At 62.2% G+C, this 14,801-nt stretch carries 15 protein-coding genes; 7 read left to right on the forward strand and 8 right to left on the reverse strand.

What is annotated here, in order from left to right:
• Positions 1-61: 61 nt before the first annotated feature.
• From prpC to ACOKS3_RS19390, 3 genes are all read right to left on the reverse strand, one after another.
• Positions 62-1,189 carry a bifunctional 2-methylcitrate synthase/citrate synthase gene (gene prpC, locus ACOKS3_RS19380; protein WP_060483892.1) on the reverse strand — a complete coding sequence of 376 codons (1,128 nt, stop codon included), beginning with the start codon at positions 1,187-1,189 and terminating at the stop codon, positions 62-64.
• Between the two features lie 62 nt (positions 1,190-1,251).
• A complete protein-coding gene (gene prpB / locus ACOKS3_RS19385) occupies positions 1,252-2,142 on the reverse strand; it encodes a methylisocitrate lyase (RefSeq protein ID WP_027919649.1) in 891 nt (296 codons plus the stop codon).
• Complete coding sequence (locus ACOKS3_RS19390) at positions 2,139-2,855, reverse strand: GntR family transcriptional regulator (protein ID WP_103448145.1); 717 nt, start codon at positions 2,853-2,855, stop codon at positions 2,139-2,141. Before ACOKS3_RS19390 ends, prpB begins: the two co-directional genes overlap by 4 nt.
• 300 nt (positions 2,856-3,155) lie before the next feature.
• On the opposite strand from ACOKS3_RS19390, the gene rloA reads away from it, so the two are divergent.
• The 5 genes from rloA (at position 3,156) to ACOKS3_RS19415 (ending at position 8,497) form a co-directional block, all read left to right on the forward strand.
• Positions 3,156-3,692, forward strand: coding sequence for a retropepsin-like aspartic peptidase RloA (gene rloA, locus ACOKS3_RS19395; RefSeq protein WP_027919647.1), 537 nt, complete (start codon positions 3,156-3,158; stop codon positions 3,690-3,692).
• A gap of 5 nt (positions 3,693-3,697) precedes the next feature.
• Positions 3,698-5,233 (forward strand): osmotic stress tolerance membrane protein RloB, encoded by a 1,536-nt coding sequence (gene rloB, locus ACOKS3_RS19400; RefSeq protein ID WP_027919646.1) that lies wholly within the window; start codon positions 3,698-3,700, stop codon positions 5,231-5,233.
• A complete protein-coding gene (locus tag ACOKS3_RS19405) occupies positions 5,233-6,213 on the forward strand; it encodes an alpha-L-glutamate ligase-like protein (protein ID WP_422763902.1) in 981 nt (326 codons plus the stop codon). Before rloB ends, ACOKS3_RS19405 begins: the two co-directional genes overlap by 1 nt.
• A 115-nt stretch (positions 6,214-6,328) precedes the next feature.
• On the forward strand, positions 6,329-7,672 hold the full coding sequence (gene pabB / locus ACOKS3_RS19410) for an aminodeoxychorismate synthase component I (RefSeq protein WP_103448147.1): 1,344 nt from the start codon (positions 6,329-6,331) through the stop codon (positions 7,670-7,672).
• A gap of 90 nt (positions 7,673-7,762) precedes the next feature.
• Positions 7,763-8,497, forward strand: coding sequence for a phosphoadenylyl-sulfate reductase (locus ACOKS3_RS19415; protein ID WP_103448148.1), 735 nt, complete (start codon positions 7,763-7,765; stop codon positions 8,495-8,497).
• A 54-nt stretch (positions 8,498-8,551) separates the two neighbouring features.
• Here ACOKS3_RS19415 and cysB read toward each other — a convergent pair whose 3' ends face one another.
• The 3 genes from cysB to ACOKS3_RS19430 all read right to left on the reverse strand — a co-directional run bounded on the left by cysB (position 8,552) and on the right by ACOKS3_RS19430 (position 11,205).
• Positions 8,552-9,526, reverse strand: coding sequence for an HTH-type transcriptional regulator CysB (gene cysB, locus ACOKS3_RS19420; protein ID WP_027593928.1), 975 nt, complete (start codon positions 9,524-9,526; stop codon positions 8,552-8,554).
• Between the two features lie 129 nt (positions 9,527-9,655).
• A complete protein-coding gene (locus ACOKS3_RS19425) occupies positions 9,656-10,153 on the reverse strand; it encodes a universal stress protein (protein ID WP_103448149.1) in 498 nt (165 codons plus the stop codon).
• Positions 10,154-10,257: 104 nt separating this feature from the next.
• Positions 10,258-11,205 (reverse strand): putative 2-dehydropantoate 2-reductase, encoded by a 948-nt coding sequence (locus ACOKS3_RS19430; RefSeq protein ID WP_422763903.1) that lies wholly within the window; start codon positions 11,203-11,205, stop codon positions 10,258-10,260.
• A 234-nt stretch (positions 11,206-11,439) separates the two neighbouring features.
• Here ACOKS3_RS19430 and ACOKS3_RS19435 point away from each other — a divergent pair, with 234 nt between their 5' ends.
• Complete coding sequence (locus tag ACOKS3_RS19435) at positions 11,440-12,516, forward strand: 3-deoxy-7-phosphoheptulonate synthase (RefSeq protein ID WP_054901725.1); 1,077 nt, start codon at positions 11,440-11,442, stop codon at positions 12,514-12,516.
• Between the two features lie 65 nt (positions 12,517-12,581).
• Here ACOKS3_RS19435 and ACOKS3_RS19440 read toward each other — a convergent pair whose 3' ends face one another.
• Positions 12,582-12,863 (reverse strand): GNAT family N-acetyltransferase, encoded by a 282-nt coding sequence (locus ACOKS3_RS19440; RefSeq protein ID WP_008095521.1) that lies wholly within the window; start codon positions 12,861-12,863, stop codon positions 12,582-12,584.
• Positions 12,864-13,371: 508 nt separating this feature from the next.
• On the opposite strand from ACOKS3_RS19440, the gene ACOKS3_RS19445 reads away from it, so the two are divergent.
• Positions 13,372-13,623, forward strand: coding sequence for an Lpp/OprI family alanine-zipper lipoprotein (locus ACOKS3_RS19445; protein WP_003250288.1), 252 nt, complete (start codon positions 13,372-13,374; stop codon positions 13,621-13,623).
• A gap of 139 nt (positions 13,624-13,762) precedes the next feature.
• On the opposite strand, the gene ACOKS3_RS19450 is transcribed toward ACOKS3_RS19445, so the two are convergent.
• On the reverse strand, positions 13,763-14,740 hold the full coding sequence (locus tag ACOKS3_RS19450) for a L,D-transpeptidase family protein (protein ID WP_103448151.1): 978 nt from the start codon (positions 14,738-14,740) through the stop codon (positions 13,763-13,765).
• Positions 14,741-14,801: the final 61 nt, after the last annotated feature.

Below are 14,801 nucleotides of genomic sequence, written 5' to 3' on the forward strand. Positions count from 1 at the left end.
ACAGGATTCGGAAGGTTGCCCCCGCTTCCACACGGGAAGCGGGTTGCCTCTCTTTATCTAATCAGCGCTGCTCGATCGGCACGAACTGGCGCTGTTCGACGCCGACATACTCGGCGCTCGGGCGGATGATGCGGTTGTTGGCGCGCTGTTCGAACACGTGCGCGGCCCAGCCAGTCAGGCGCGAGCAGACGAAGATCGGGGTGAACAGCTTGGTCGGGATGCCCATGAAGTGGTACGCCGAGGCATGGTAGAAGTCGGCGTTGGGGAACAGGCGTTTCTGCTCCCACATGGTTTTGTCGATGGCTTCGGAAACCGGGTACAGGACCGTGTCACCCACCTGGTCGGCAAGCTGCTTCGACCAGCCCTTGATCACCTCGTTGCGCGGGTCGGACTCTTTGTAGATCGCGTGGCCGAAGCCCATGATCTTGTCCTTGCGCTCCAGCATGCGCAGCAGTTCGGCGGTGGCCTCCTGCGGGCTCTGGAACCGCTCGATCAGTTCCATTGCCGCTTCGTTGGCGCCGCCGTGCAGCGGGCCGCGCAGCGAACCGATGGCAGCGGTCACACAGGAATACAGGTCGGACAGGGTCGAGGCGCAGACCCGTGCGGTAAAGGTCGAGGCGTTGAACTCGTGCTCGGCGTAGAGGATCAGCGACACGTTCATCACCTTGACGTGCAGCTCGCTCGGCTTCTTGCCATGCAGCAGGTGCAGGAAGTGGCCGCCGAGGGTGTCTTCGTCGCTGGTGCAGTCGATGCGCACGCCGTGGTGGGTGAAGCGGTACCAGTAGCACATCACGGCCGGGAACAGCGCTAGCAGGCGGTCGGTCTTCTCGCGCTGGGCGTCGAAGGTCAGCTCCGGCTCCAGGGTACCCAGCACCGAGCAACCGGTGCGCATCACGTCCATCGGGTGCGCATCGCGCGGGATGCGCTCGAGCACTTCCTTGAGCGCCTGCGGCAGGTCACGCAGGCCCTTGAGCTTGCGCTTGTAGTCGGCCAGTTCGGCCTTGCTTGGCAGCTCGCCGTACAGCAGCAGGTAGGCGACTTCTTCGAATTCGGCACCGGCGGCCAGGTCACGGACGTCGTAGCCACGGTAGGTCAGGCCGGCACCGGCCTGGCCCACGGTCGACAGTGCGGTCTGGCCGGCCACCTGGCCGCGCAGGCCAGCGCCACTGAGTACTTTTGCTTCGGCCATGGTGTTTCTCCTTTCTTGAACTTGTTATAGGAAGCGATCTGGCTAATTCGGGAGCGGTACGCTCAACCTTTCTTCTGCGCGAACAGCGCGTCGAGGCTCTGCTCGAAAGCGTGATAACCAATGGCATCGTAGAGCTCCATGCGGGTCTGCATGGTGTCGATCACGTTCTTCTGCGTGCCGTCGCGGCGCAGTGCGGTATAGACGTTCTCCGCCGCCTTGTTCATGGCGCGGAACGCCGACAGCGGGTACAGCACCAGCGACACGTCGACCGAGGCCAGCTCTTCGGTGGTGTACAGCGGCGTGGCACCGAATTCGGTGATGTTGGCCAGGATCGGTGCTTGCACCCGGTCGGCGAAGGTCTTGTACATCGACAGTTCGGTGATGGCTTCCGGGAAGATCATGTCGGCACCAGCCTCGATGCAGGCGGCAGCCCGGTCCAGGGCAGCGTTCAGGCCTTCCACCGCCAGGGCGTCGGTGCGCGCCATGATCACGAAGCTGTCATCGGTGCGGGCGTCCACTGCTGCCTTGATGCGGTCGACCATCTCCTGTTGGGTGACGATCTCCTTGTTCGGGCGATGGCCGCAGCGCTTGGCGCCGACCTGATCCTCGATGTGGATAGCCGCAGCACCGAACTTGCACATCGAGCGCACGGTGCGGGCAACGTTGAAGGCCGAGGCGCCGAAACCGGTGTCGACATCCACCAGCAGCGGCACGTCGCAGACGTCGGTGATGCGGCGCACATCGGTCAGCACGTCATCCAGGCCACTGATGCCCAGGTCAGGCAGGCCCAGGGAGCCGGCAGCAACGCCGCCACCGGACAGGTAGATGGCCTTGAAACCGGCACGCTTGGCCAGCAGTGCATGGTTGGCGTTGATCGCGCCGACCACTTGCAGGGGATGTTCGGCGGCAACGGCGTCGCGGAAACGCTGACCGGGGGTGCTCTTCACAGTCATTTCTCACCTCGTGGGCTGTTGTTGTTGGCGTCCAGATAGTGACGCTCGATGTTGCGCTTGGACGCGCCGATGTGGCGGCGCATCAGGAGTTCGGCCAATTCGCCGTCACGGTCGGCGATGGCATCGAGAATGCGGTGGTGTTCGGCAAAGGCCTGGCGCGGCCGGTTGGGCGTGGCGGAAAACTGGATGCGGTACATGCGCACCAATTGGTACAGCTCGCCGCAGAGCATCTTGACCAGGGTCTGGTTGCCGCTGCCCTGGATGATCCGGTAATGGAAGTCGTAATCGCCTTCCTGCTGGTAATAGCCAAGCCCGGCCTGGAACGCGGCATCGCGCTCGTGGGTATCGAGCACCCGGCGCAGCTCGTCGATGTCGGCCTGGCTCATGCGCTCGGCGGCCAGGCGGCAGGCCATGCCTTCCAGTGACTCGCGGATTTCGTAGAGTTCGATCAGCTCGGCGTGGTTGAGCGACACCACCCGCGCGCCGACATGCGGCACGCGCACCAGCAAACGCTGGCCCTCCAGCCGATGGATGGCCTCGCGCAGCGGGCCGCGGCTGATGCCATAGGTGCGCGCCAGCTCCGGTTCGGAGATCTTGCTGCCTGGGGCGATGTCGCCCTTTACGATCGCCGCCTGGATGCGCCGGAAGACATTCTCGGACAAGGTTTCCGTTTCGTCCGACTCGACGGGGCTCGGGGTGGTCAGGTCCAGCATATTGTCGACACCTTGCTAATCTCTTGAGCAGAAACTAGCGAATCACAGGCTTGCAGTCAAAGACAAAATGAATATTGTCGACAATCGTCTAAGAACGAACTTACCCAGTGATGGCGTTGTCAGATCGCGGCACGCTGGCGTCAAGACGCCGGCGTGATAGAATGCCGCGCCTTCAACGGGGTATCGATAGTGTATTTGTCATCAATTCATGTTGTTGACAGATGAACGAGGAAGCTTGCGCAGTCGTTGCCAGTCACCTTTGCCCCCGAACACTGCACAGCTCAGCACCGCGCCAGGACTATGAGACTTACACCCGTATTATTGCTGTTATGCCTCACCCTGCTGCCGGCCCTTGGCCAGGCGGCGGGCAAGACCGTGTACGGTCTGAACGAATACGCCCGGCTCGGCGACCTTGACCTGGAAGTGGCCGCCAAGCTCGACACCGGGGCCAAGACCGCGTCGCTCAGTGCCCGCGACATCAAGCGCTTCAAGCGCAACGGCGAAAGCTGGGTGCGCTTCTACCTGGCCATCGACGCCGCCCATTCGCACCCCATCGAACGCCCCCTGGCGCGCGTGAGCAAGATCAAGCGCCGCGCTGGCGACTATGATGCGGAATCCGGCAAGGCCTACACCGCCCGTCCGGTCATCGAACTTGAAATCTGCATGGGCCAGGCCCGACGCACCATCGAAGTCAACCTCACCGACCGCAGCGCCTTCCAGTTCCCGCTGCTGATCGGCTCCGAGGCGCTCAAGCACTTCGACGCGCTGGTCGACCCAAGCCTTAAATACGCGGCCGGCAAACCTGCCTGTGCCACCGACGCTCCCAAAGCAGAGTAACCCCGATGCGCTCTCTTACCCTCCATCTGAAAGTCCTGATCACCGTGCTGGTGCTGCTCGGCGTGGCGGTCACGGCCTATCAGATCTTCGTGCTCGGCATCCCGGTGACCGAGGACGAGACCGACGACTTGTGGAACATCGACGCCAAGGTCGAGTTCGTCGCCAGCTCCAAGGACCCGGTCAAGATCCAGATGTTCGTGCCGCCGCTGAACCGTGACTACGTCAGCCTCAACGAGAGCTTCATCTCCAACAACTACGGCGTCAGCGTCAACCGCGCGGATGGCAACCGCAAAGTGACCTGGTCGGCGCGCCGCGTCAGCGGCAACCAGACCCTGTACTACCGCCTGGTGCTGACCAAGCGCTACAGCAACGAAAAATCCGCCATCAAAGGCCCGACCTTCCGTGACAGCCTGGCCATCGACGGCCCCGAGAAGATCGCCGCAGAAGCCCTGATGGCACCGATCCGCCAGCACTCGGCCGACGTCGAGACCTTCGTCAGCGAGACCATCAAGCGGGTCAACAACCTCAACGACGACAACGTCAAGCTGCTGCTGGCCGGCGACACTTCGCCGATGAAGAAGGCCCAGGTCATCGACCTGCTGCTGTCGATTGCCCACGTGCCGATGGAAAAGGTCCACACCATCCGGCTGGTTGCCGACACCCCGCAAACGCCTGAACTGTGGCTGCGCAGCTTCAACGGCAACGACTGGCTGTACTTCAACCCGGACACCGGCGAACAGGGCCTGCCGGCCGACCGCCTGCTGTGGTGGACCGGTGATGACAACCTGATCACCGTCGATGGCGGCAAGAAGGCCAACGTCACCTTCAGCATGAACAACAGCGAGATGAACGCCATCCGCCTGGCCAAGCTGACCGACGAGAACACCGACGCCGACTTCCTCGAATATTCGCTGTACGGCCTGCCACTGCAGACCCAACAGACCTTCATGATCATGGTGATGATCCCGATCGGCGTGCTGGTGATCCTGATCCTGCGCAACCTGATCGGTATCCAGACCCTGGGTACCTTCACCCCGGTGCTGATCGCCCTGGCCTTCCGCGAAACCCAGCTGGGCTTCGGCATCGTGCTGTTCACGGTGATCACCGCGCTGGGCCTGTCGCTACGCTCGTACCTGGAACACCTGAAGCTGCAAATGCTGCCGCGCCTGTCGGTGGTGCTGACCTTCGTCGTGGTCCTGATTGCCGCCATCAGCCTGTTCAGCCACAAGCTGGGCCTGGAGCGCGGCCTTTCGGTGGCGCTGTTCCCGATGGTGATCCTGACCATGACCATCGAACGCCTGTCGATCACCTGGGAAGAGCGCGGTGGTGGCCATGCCATGAAAGTAGCGATCGGCACCCTGTTCGCCGCCTCCCTGGCGCACCTGCTGATGATGGTGCCGGAGCTGGTGTACTTCGTCTTCACCTTCCCGGCCGTGCTGTTGATCCTGGTGGGCTTCATGCTGGCAATGGGTCGCTACCGCGGCTACCGCCTGACCGAGCTCGTGCGCTTCAAGGCATTCCTGAAGAAGGCTGACGCCTGATGTTCGGCCTGCTCAAGACGTGGAAAGCCCTGGAGGCCCGGGGCATCATGGGGATCAACCGGCGTAACGCGGACTATGTACTGAAGTACAACAAGCGCAGCCTGTACCCGATCGTCGACGACAAGATCATCACCAAGGAGCGTGCCCTCGCCGCTGGCATCCATGTGCCAGAGATGTACGGCATCATCGAGACCGAGAAGCAGATCGAAAAGCTTCACGAGATCATCGGCGGGCGCAACGACTTCGTCATCAAGCCGGCGCAGGGCGCCGGCGGTGACGGCATCCTGGTGATCGCCGACCGCTTCGAAGACCGCTATCGCACGGTGTCGGGAAAGATCATCAGCCACGAGGAAATCGAGCACCAGGTGTCGAGCATCCTCACCGGCCTGTACTCGCTAGGCGGCCATCGCGACCGTGCGCTGATCGAGTACCGGGTGACCCCGGACCAGATCTTCAAGAGCATCAGCTACGAAGGCGTGCCGGACATCCGCATCATCGTGCTGATGGGCTACCCGGTGATGGCCATGCTGCGCCTGCCGACCCGCCAGTCCGGCGGCAAGGCCAACCTGCACCAGGGCGCCATCGGCGTGGGTGTGGACCTGGCCACCGGCGTGACCCTGCGCGGCACCTGGCTGAACAACATCATCAGCAAGCACCCGGACACCACCAACGCGGTGGACGGCGTGCAATTGCCGAACTGGGACGGCTTCATGAAGCTGGCCGCCGGCTGCTACGAGCTGTGCGGGCTGGGCTACATCGGCGTGGACATGGTGCTGGACCAAGACAAGGGACCGCTGATTCTCGAGCTCAACGCCCGCCCCGGCCTGAACATCCAGATCGCCAACGACACCGGGCTGACCCAGCGCACCCATGCCATCGAAGCGCACATCGAAGCGCTGGCCAAGGAAGGCATTACCGAAGACGCCGAGCAGCGCGTACGCGTGACCCAGAATCTGTTCGGGCACGTGCATCCGCGTTAAGCCCCTGGGGCTGCTGCGCAGCCCCAGGCAATGTTTAATATCGCGCCTGGTGCTAGGCGCATTTCCTACACAGGTCTACAATCGCTCCCTCGCTTTTACATCGCCGTCCACACTGATGCCGACCTGTACGCTCCACCCCCTGCCCTATCAGCCCGACCCCGCTGCATATTTCGCCCGCCTGCGCCAGGCCTCCGGCGCGATCCTGCTCGACAGCGCCCGCCCCGGCGCCGAACGCGGCCGCTTCGACCTGCTCAGCGCCTGGCCCGTGCAACACCTGCAGGCCCAGCCCGAAGAGGACGGCCGCGCCTTTCTCGAACGCCTGCGTGCCAGCCTGGCGCAACTCGGTGAAGCACAGCTGCCCGCCGGCATCGAGCTACCCTTCGCCGGCGGCCTGATCGGCTACCTGAGCTACGACTTCGGCCGCCGCCTGGAACAGCTGCCCAGCCTTGCGAGCGACGACCTGGCTTTGCCCGATGCACAGCTGGGCCTATACGCCTGGGCAATGGTGACCGACCACCAGCTTGGCACCAGTCAACTGGTGTTCCACCCTAGCCTGGCGCCTGAAGAGCGGCTTCGCCTGACGGCATTGTTCGAGACTGTCGACACCTCTACGTTCGGCGATTTCCAGCTGCTTGCCCCGATGCAGGGCGACCTGCAACCCGAACAGTACCAGGGCGCCTTCGATAAGGTGCAGCGCTACATCGAGGCCGGCGACTGCTACCAGATCAACCTCACCCAGCGCTTTCGCGCCCCCTGCCACGGCGACCCGTGGCACGCCTACCAGGCCCTGCGCCAAGCCTGCCCGACGCCATTCTCCGGTTACCAGCAGCTGGCAGACGGCAGCGCACTGCTGAGTTTCTCCCCAGAGCGCTTCATCCGCGTCAGCCAGGGCCAGGTGGAAACCCGCCCGATCAAGGGCACCCGCCCGCGCTCGGCCGACCCCGCCGAAGACGCGCGCAATGCCGAAGAGCTGCGCCACAGCGCCAAGGACCGCTCGGAAAACCTGATGATCGTCGACCTGCTGCGCAACGACCTGGGGCGCACCTGCGAAATCGGCTCGGTGAAGGTGCCGGAGCTGTTCAGCCTGGAAAGCTACCCCAACGTCCACCACCTGGTCAGCAGCGTCACCGGCCAGCTGGCCCGCGACAAGGACGCCCTGGACCTGATCGGCGACAGCTTCCCGGGCGGGTCGATCACCGGTGCCCCGAAGATCCGCGCCATGCAGATCATCGACGAACTGGAACCCACCCGCCGCGCGCTGTATTGCGGCTCGCTGCTGTACGTGGACGTGCGTGGCGAAATGGACAGCTCCATCGCCATCCGCAGCCTGCTGGTCAAGGATGGTCAGGTCAGTTGCTGGGGCGGCGGCGCAGTGGTGGCCGACTCGAACTGGCAGGCCGAATACGAGGAATCGATTGCCAAGGTGCGGGTGCTGATGGAAACGCTGCAGAGCCTTTGAGGCTCATCGCCAGGCGTCTACCCCGCCATTTTTTGTTACCATCACCCCATTACGAGCGCACAGCGCCACAGCCAAGATGGAAACCGCCTGATGAGCCAACCCTTCGACGTCGCCGCCCTGGCCGCGACCTATGCCAACAAGTCCCCGCAGGACATCCTCAAGCTCGCCTTCGAGCACTTTGGCGACGACCTGTGGATCTCCTTCAGCGGCGCCGAGGATGTGGTGCTGGTCGATATGGCCTGGAAGCTGAACAAGCAGGTCAAGGTATTCAGCCTCGACACCGGCCGCCTGCACCCGGAGACCTACCGTTTCATCGACCAGGTGCGCGAGCAGTACAACCTGCCGATCGAAATCCTCAGCCCGGATCGCGCCAAGCTCGACCCGTTCGTCAAGGAAAAAGGCCTGTTCAGCTTCTACAAGGACGGCCACGGCGAATGCTGCGGCATCCGCAAGATCGAACCACTGCGGCGCAAGCTCGCCACCGTCAGTGCCTGGGCCACCGGCCAGCGTCGCGACCAGAGCCCAGGCACCCGCAGCCAGGTGGCAGCGCTGGAAATCGACGGCGCGTTCTCCACGCCCGAGCGCACCCTGTACAAGTTCAACCCGCTGGCGCAGATGACCAGCGAGGAAGTGTGGGGTTACATCCGCATGCTCGAACTGCCGTACAACAGCCTGCACGAACGCGGCTTCATCAGCATCGGTTGCGAGCCTTGCACGCGCCCAGTGCTGCCGAACCAGCACGAGCGCGAAGGCCGCTGGTGGTGGGAAGAGTCGACCCAGAAGGAATGCGGGCTGCATGCCGGCAACCTGATCAGCAAAGCCTGATTCGCAGGCAAAGAAAAACCGGCCCAAGGGCCGGTTTTTTCGTTTCTGCCGTACTCAGTGCACCGGCAACTCAACGCCTTCGAACAGCTCTTCGAGTTCCTGCTTGTTGTGGCACTGGATGGCCTTGGCCATCACTTCACGGGTCAGGTGGGGTGCGAATTTCTCGATGAAATCGCACATGAAGCCACGCAGGAAGGTACCACGGCGGAAGCCGATCTTGGTGATGCTGGCTTCGAACAGCTCGCTGGCATCCAACGCCACCAGGTCGCTGTCGAGCTTGGTGTCGACTGCCATCTTGGCCACGATGCCCACGCCCAGCCCCAGGCGGACATACGTCTTGATCACGTCGGCGTCAGCAGCGGTGAACACCACTTTCGGCGTCAGGCCACGGTGGTTGAAGGCTTCGTCCAGCTTCGAACGGCCAGTGAAACCGAACACGTAGGTGACGATCGGGTATTCCGCAACCGCTTCCAGGGTCAGCTTCGGCAGTTTGGTCAGCGGGTGACCTTGCGGCACCACCACACAACGATTCCACTTGTAGCACGGCATCATGATCAGGTCGCCGAACAGCTCAAGCGCCTCGGTGGCGATGGCGAAATCGACGGTGCCGTCGGCCGCCATTTCCGCGATCTGCATGGGCGAGCCCTGATGCATGTGCAAGGCCACTTCCGGATACTGCTTGATGAAGCTGCTGATCACCGGTGGCAGCGCATAGCGTGCCTGAGTGTGGGTGGTGGCGATGGACAGCGTGCCCTTCTTCTCGTTGGAGAACTCCTGAGCGATCTGCTTGATGCTCTCGACCTTGCGCAGGATCTCGCCAGCGGTGTTGATGATGCGCTCACCGGCCGGGGTTACGCGGGTCAGGTGCTTGCCGCTGCGGGCAAAGACTTCAACACCCAGTTCGTCCTCGAGCAGGCGGATCTGCTTGCTGATCCCCGGCTGCGAGGTGTACAGGCTCTGCGCCGTCGCGGAGACGTTGAGGTCATGGTGCGCCACTTCCCAGATGTAGCGCAGTTGTTGAAGCTTCATAGGTTTCCCTCGAATCGGCGATAAGTCAGCGGCAGCAGGCAGCGACGAGATATAACTATATTAGTGGTTCTCGAAATAAAACTAGAACTATTTTGTTACACGCGCCTCCGAACTAACCTACCGCCAGCTTCACAATTTCCTACGCCCAAGGTGCTGCGAGAGCGGCACCATGTACACCGGTACCGGCGACAGTTGCAGCAAGCGCACCGCCGTTCGGCCAATCGGCACATCCACCCCGGCACCGGCTGTGTGGCTGCCGAAAATCAGCAGGTCGACGCTCAGCCGCTGCGCCTGCTCGAGGATGACCTGCGCCGGGTCACCCTGGCGCACCCGTACCGCCTTGATCAATGCCAGGTCTGCATCCCCGCCCAATTCGTCACGAAAGTTTTCCAGCACCCGCTGCTCGATATTGGCCATCACCGTGTTGACGCCTTCGCTGTGCAATTCATCCAGCGTCTGTTCATCGAGGTAACTCTGCAGCAGGGACTCGGCGAACTGCCCCATGGGCTCCACCGCATGAATCACGTAGAGCTCTGCGCTGAAGGCGCGAGCCAGGGTCAGGGCGTGCTGCATGACAAAAGGTGCGTAGACACCGAGGTCGGTGGCGTACAGCATGGAGCGGATCATTCGACCTCCTCGACTGCCGTTGCGGCAGAGCAAGCTTCAGCTTAGCAGCGCACCGGACCCGCGCTTTGCCGTCCGGCGCACTGCTGATGCGGCCTGCAGAGGATTCAGCCAGCCCGGTTGGTGCGGTCGATGAAAGCCAGGGCCTGATGCAGCATGTGCATCCGCGGCAGGCTGCAGCCGGCCGCCTGAGCGCGAGCAATCGGCTCGGCATAGATCGCCTGCAGCTCCAACGGGCGATGCTGGACATGGTCGTGGTACATGCGTGGCCAGTAATCGGGCATCTGTTCGGTCATGCTGAACAGCTGCTCGGCATAGCCCGCCGGCAGCTCATGCCCACACGCGGCGGCACCCTGCACCACTTCAGCCATCAGCGCCTGGATCAACTCGCGGCTGTCGGCATCGGCCATCAGCGGCGTGGTACTGGCCCCCAGCAACACCGATAGACCGTTGTACGGCACGTTCCACACCAGTTTCTGCCAGCGCGCCTGACCGAGATTGGCCATGGCCTGGGAGTCGATGCCCGCCGCACGGAACAACCCGGCGCCCGCTTCGATGATCGCCGCACCGCCATCTTCGGCCGGCCCGCTGTGATAGCCGAGGTTGACCGCACCCAGCGCCTGGTGACGAATCACCCCTGGGGCCTGGCGATTGACGCAAATGAAACACAAGCCGCCAAGCAAATGCAGGTTGCCCGGCAAGGCCACCCTCAACTGCTCCTCCACGCCGAGGCCATTCTGCAACAGCACCACCTTGGCATCAGCAGCGGCGGCCTGGACGATCAGCGGTGCAAGTTCGGTATTGCCGGTCGCCTTGGCGCCCACCAGCAGCCAGTCGCAGGGCGGCATGTCGGCAGCGCTGGCGTAGGCATTGACCGGCATCTGTAGCGTGCCATGCACGGCATGCTCGAGCTTCAGGCCCTGTTCGCGCACCACGTCATATTCGCTGCGCAGCAGGAAATGCACATCGAAACCGGCGCGTGCCAGCATCAGCCCATAGAAGCCACCGATAGCACCGCTGCCGATGATGCCGATACGCGGTTTGCGAGGGTTCATGCTGCTCTCCATCTCTGATTCTGATGCGCTTTTCTACACCGTTTACGGCCTTCTGCGCACCCTGAATGCAGTTCAAGCCCCTTGCGCCAGGGAAAAACCCTGCACTGCGTGGCACAGGCCATTGTCGCGCCCCCAGTAACACGCTAAGGTTCTGCTCCCCGCTGCGAACATTATTGCTGCTGGGCCGCACGGGGATTGCTGGCGGCCGGCACCCGTGACCTGACGAGTAACACGATGGCTGATTTACCGATCGACGACCTTAACGTTGCTTCCAACGAGACCTTGATCACCCCCGATCAGCTCAAGAAGGAAATCCCCCTCAGCGCCAAGGCCCTGCAGACCGTGACTGCCGGCCGCGAAGTGGTGCGCAATATCCTCGACGGCAAGGACCATCGCCTGTTCGTGGTGGTCGGCCCCTGCTCCATCCATGACATCAAGGCCGCCCACGAATACGCCGAGCGCCTAAAGGTGCTGGCCGAAGAAGTGTCCGATACGCTGTACCTGGTCATGCGTGTGTACTTTGAAAAGCCACGCACCACCGTCGGCTGGAAAGGCCTGATCAACGACCCGTACCTGGATGACTCGTTCAAGATCCAGGACGGCCTGCACATTGGCCGCAAGCTGCTGCTGGACCTGGCCGAAATGGGCCTGCCGACCGCCACCGAAGCACTCGACCCGATCTCCCCGCAGTACCTGCAGGACCTGATCAGCTGGTCGGCCATCGGCGCCCGCACTACCGAATCGCAGACCCACCGCGAGATGGCCTCGGGCCTGTCCTCGGCGGTCGGTTTCAAGAACGGCACCGATGGCGGCCTGACCGTGGCCATCAACGCCTTGCAGTCGGTGTCCAAGCCGCACCGCTTCCTCGGCATCAACCAGGAAGGCGGCGTGTCGATCGTCACCACCAAGGGCAACCCGTATGGCCACGTGGTGCTGCGTGGCGGCAACGGCAAGCCGAACTACGATTCGGTCAGTGTCGCCCTGTGCGAACAGGACCTGGCCAAGGCCAAGATCAAGGCCAATATCATGGTGGACTGCAGCCACGCCAACTCCAACAAGGACCCGGCCCTGCAGCCACTGGTCATGGAGAACGTCGCCAACCAGATCCTCGAAGGCAACCAGTCGATCATCGGCCTGATGGTCGAAAGCCACCTGAACTGGGGCTGCCAGTCGATCCCGAAAAACCTCGACGAACTGCAGTACGGCGTGTCGGTCACCGATGCCTGCATCGACTGGTCGGCCACCGAGAAAACCTTGCGCAGCATGCACGCCAAGCTCAAGGATGTGCTGCCACAGCGCAAGCGCGGCTGAACTTCAGCGCAATGAAGAACGCCGGGCATTGCCCGGCGTTCTTGTATCTGGCGTTTGTCGCCCGTTCAAGCCTTGCTCGAATGGCGCTGTTGACGCTCCATGTAGCGCTCCACATACGAGCAGGAAGGGATCACCGTGTAACCCATCTGGTCGGCGTACTCGAGGGCCTTCTCGGTCAACGCTGCTGCGATCCCGCGGCCACGCAGGGCGTTGGGTACGAAAGTGCGATAGATGTCCAGCGTCTGCTTGCCCAGGTCCATGTACGTCAGGTAGGCACGATGACCGTCCACGTTGGTTTCGAACTGATGACCGGCCTGGTCATGGTGGATGGTCAGCGCTTCACTCATCACTACTCCTCGCTGGTCTTTCTGGCAGACCCTTACCTTAACCGATGTGGTTTATCCGGCGGAGGAACCTCAACGCCACCTCTAGCCCCTTGGACCATCAGCCGACAGCAATCGTTCGACCGGGTCGGACACCCCCAAATAGTAGGCGCCGCATGCGGGATTTCTCAAGGTGGCGAGCATTAAAAAGTAGCAGGAAGCCACGCCAGGGCCTTGCCCTGGCGCACCCTGCAACAGCAACCGGATGTTGTTGTGCTTAGACGCTGAGGGACAGTTAAAGTCACCCTTAGTTCAACAAAAAAGTTCCTGCTCTACAGTCGCTTGCGCCCGCTACACGGTTTTTTCACAAATCCCTCGCAAATCTTGTCGGCGTGACCCCGTGCAACATTTTTTTTGCAGTTCTTGCGCTCTGTCAGTTTACTTACTACAAGTAATGGGTACTATGTACGCCGGCCAGTTTCTCTTTTCCGAGAGATGGCTATTTAATAGAAAGTCCTTGAAGGGGAACACGATGAACAACGTTCTGAAATTCTCTGCTCTGGCTCTGGCCGCAGTTCTGGCTACCGGTTGCAGCAGCGTATCCAAAGAAACCGAAGCTCGTCTGACTGCGACTGAAGACGCAGCAGCTCGCGCCCAAGCCCGTGCTGACGAAGCCTACCGTAAGGCTGACGACGCAATGGCAGCCGCTCAGAAGGCTCAGCAGACTGCTGACGAAGCCAACGAGCGCGCTCTGCGTATGCTGGACAAAGCCAGCCGCAAGTAATAATCCTCACGGATTGTTATGGAGCCGACCCACTAGTGGGTCGGCTTTTTTATTGCCTGGACGAAAGCCCTGCCCCGGAAACGAAGAGGCCCGCTTCAGGTTGTTAACCTGAGCGGGCCCCGAAGGTGTTGCAAAAGCGTTACTGCAGTTCGGGCGGAATGCTCGTCACCATGGGTGCGGCGCCCTGGTTATTGACGGGCACGGCAATTTCCACCGGCATACCGTCTTCAGCTGCAACCACGTCACGCACCATGTCCCAGTTCATGCGCAGGTTGTTGGCCAAGTCTTCCCGTTTGAGCAAGGCATTGATGACCGCCGTGTGCTTGTCGACCACAGACGGGTTGCCATGATCATCCAGCGGCGTGTGCGCCTCGAGGTAAACCTTGCCGCCACTGATGCCAAACTTGTAAGGCTCGTTGATGATGCGCACCGGCGTGCCCACCGGTACCATCTTCGACAGTTCAAGCACGTTGTTGTTGAGCATGCGGAAGCAGCCATGGCTCGTGCGCATGCCGATACCGAACTTCTTGTTTGAACCGTGGATCAGGTAGCCCGGCACACCCAGGGTGAACTTGAACGGCCCGAGCGGGTTGTCCGGGCCGGCAGGCACGACGGTCGGCAGGATGTCACCGTCGGCAGCGTGCTCGGCACGGATCGACGCGGGTGGGGTCCAGGTCGGGTTCGGCGTCTTCGCGGTGATCTTGGTCATCGCTACAGGCGACCCCCAGCCCTCACGGCCGATACCCAACGGGAAGGTATGCACCACGTTCTGCCCTTTCGGGTAGTAGTACAGGCGGTACTCGGCCAGGTTGATGACAATGCCTTCGCGCGGCCCCGGCGGCAGGATGTAGCGGGTCGGCAGGACGATCTCGGTGCCGGCGCCCGGCAGCCACGGGTCGACACCCGGGTTGGCGGCGATCATTTCCAGGTAGCCGAGGTCGTTGGCAGTGCCGATGTCGGCAAAGGTGTCTTCGTACTTGGCCTTGATCGTCTGGACCTGGCCAACGACGTCTTCACCGGGTGGTGGCAGCGGCAGTTCCAGCGCAGCAGCAGGGCCCGCTACCAGCAGGGCGGCCAGGGACAGGCAACGGGTGACGGCGGGAAAGCGCGGCAACATCCGGTAAATCCTTCGAAAGGTAGTCAAGAAGCACGATTGTACACCCGCCTCGCTGCAAGCG

It is taken from the genome of Pseudomonas sp. HS6-2 (genome assembly GCF_049325675.2).
Taxonomy (GTDB): Bacteria; Pseudomonadota; Gammaproteobacteria; order Pseudomonadales; family Pseudomonadaceae; genus Aquipseudomonas; species Aquipseudomonas putida_N.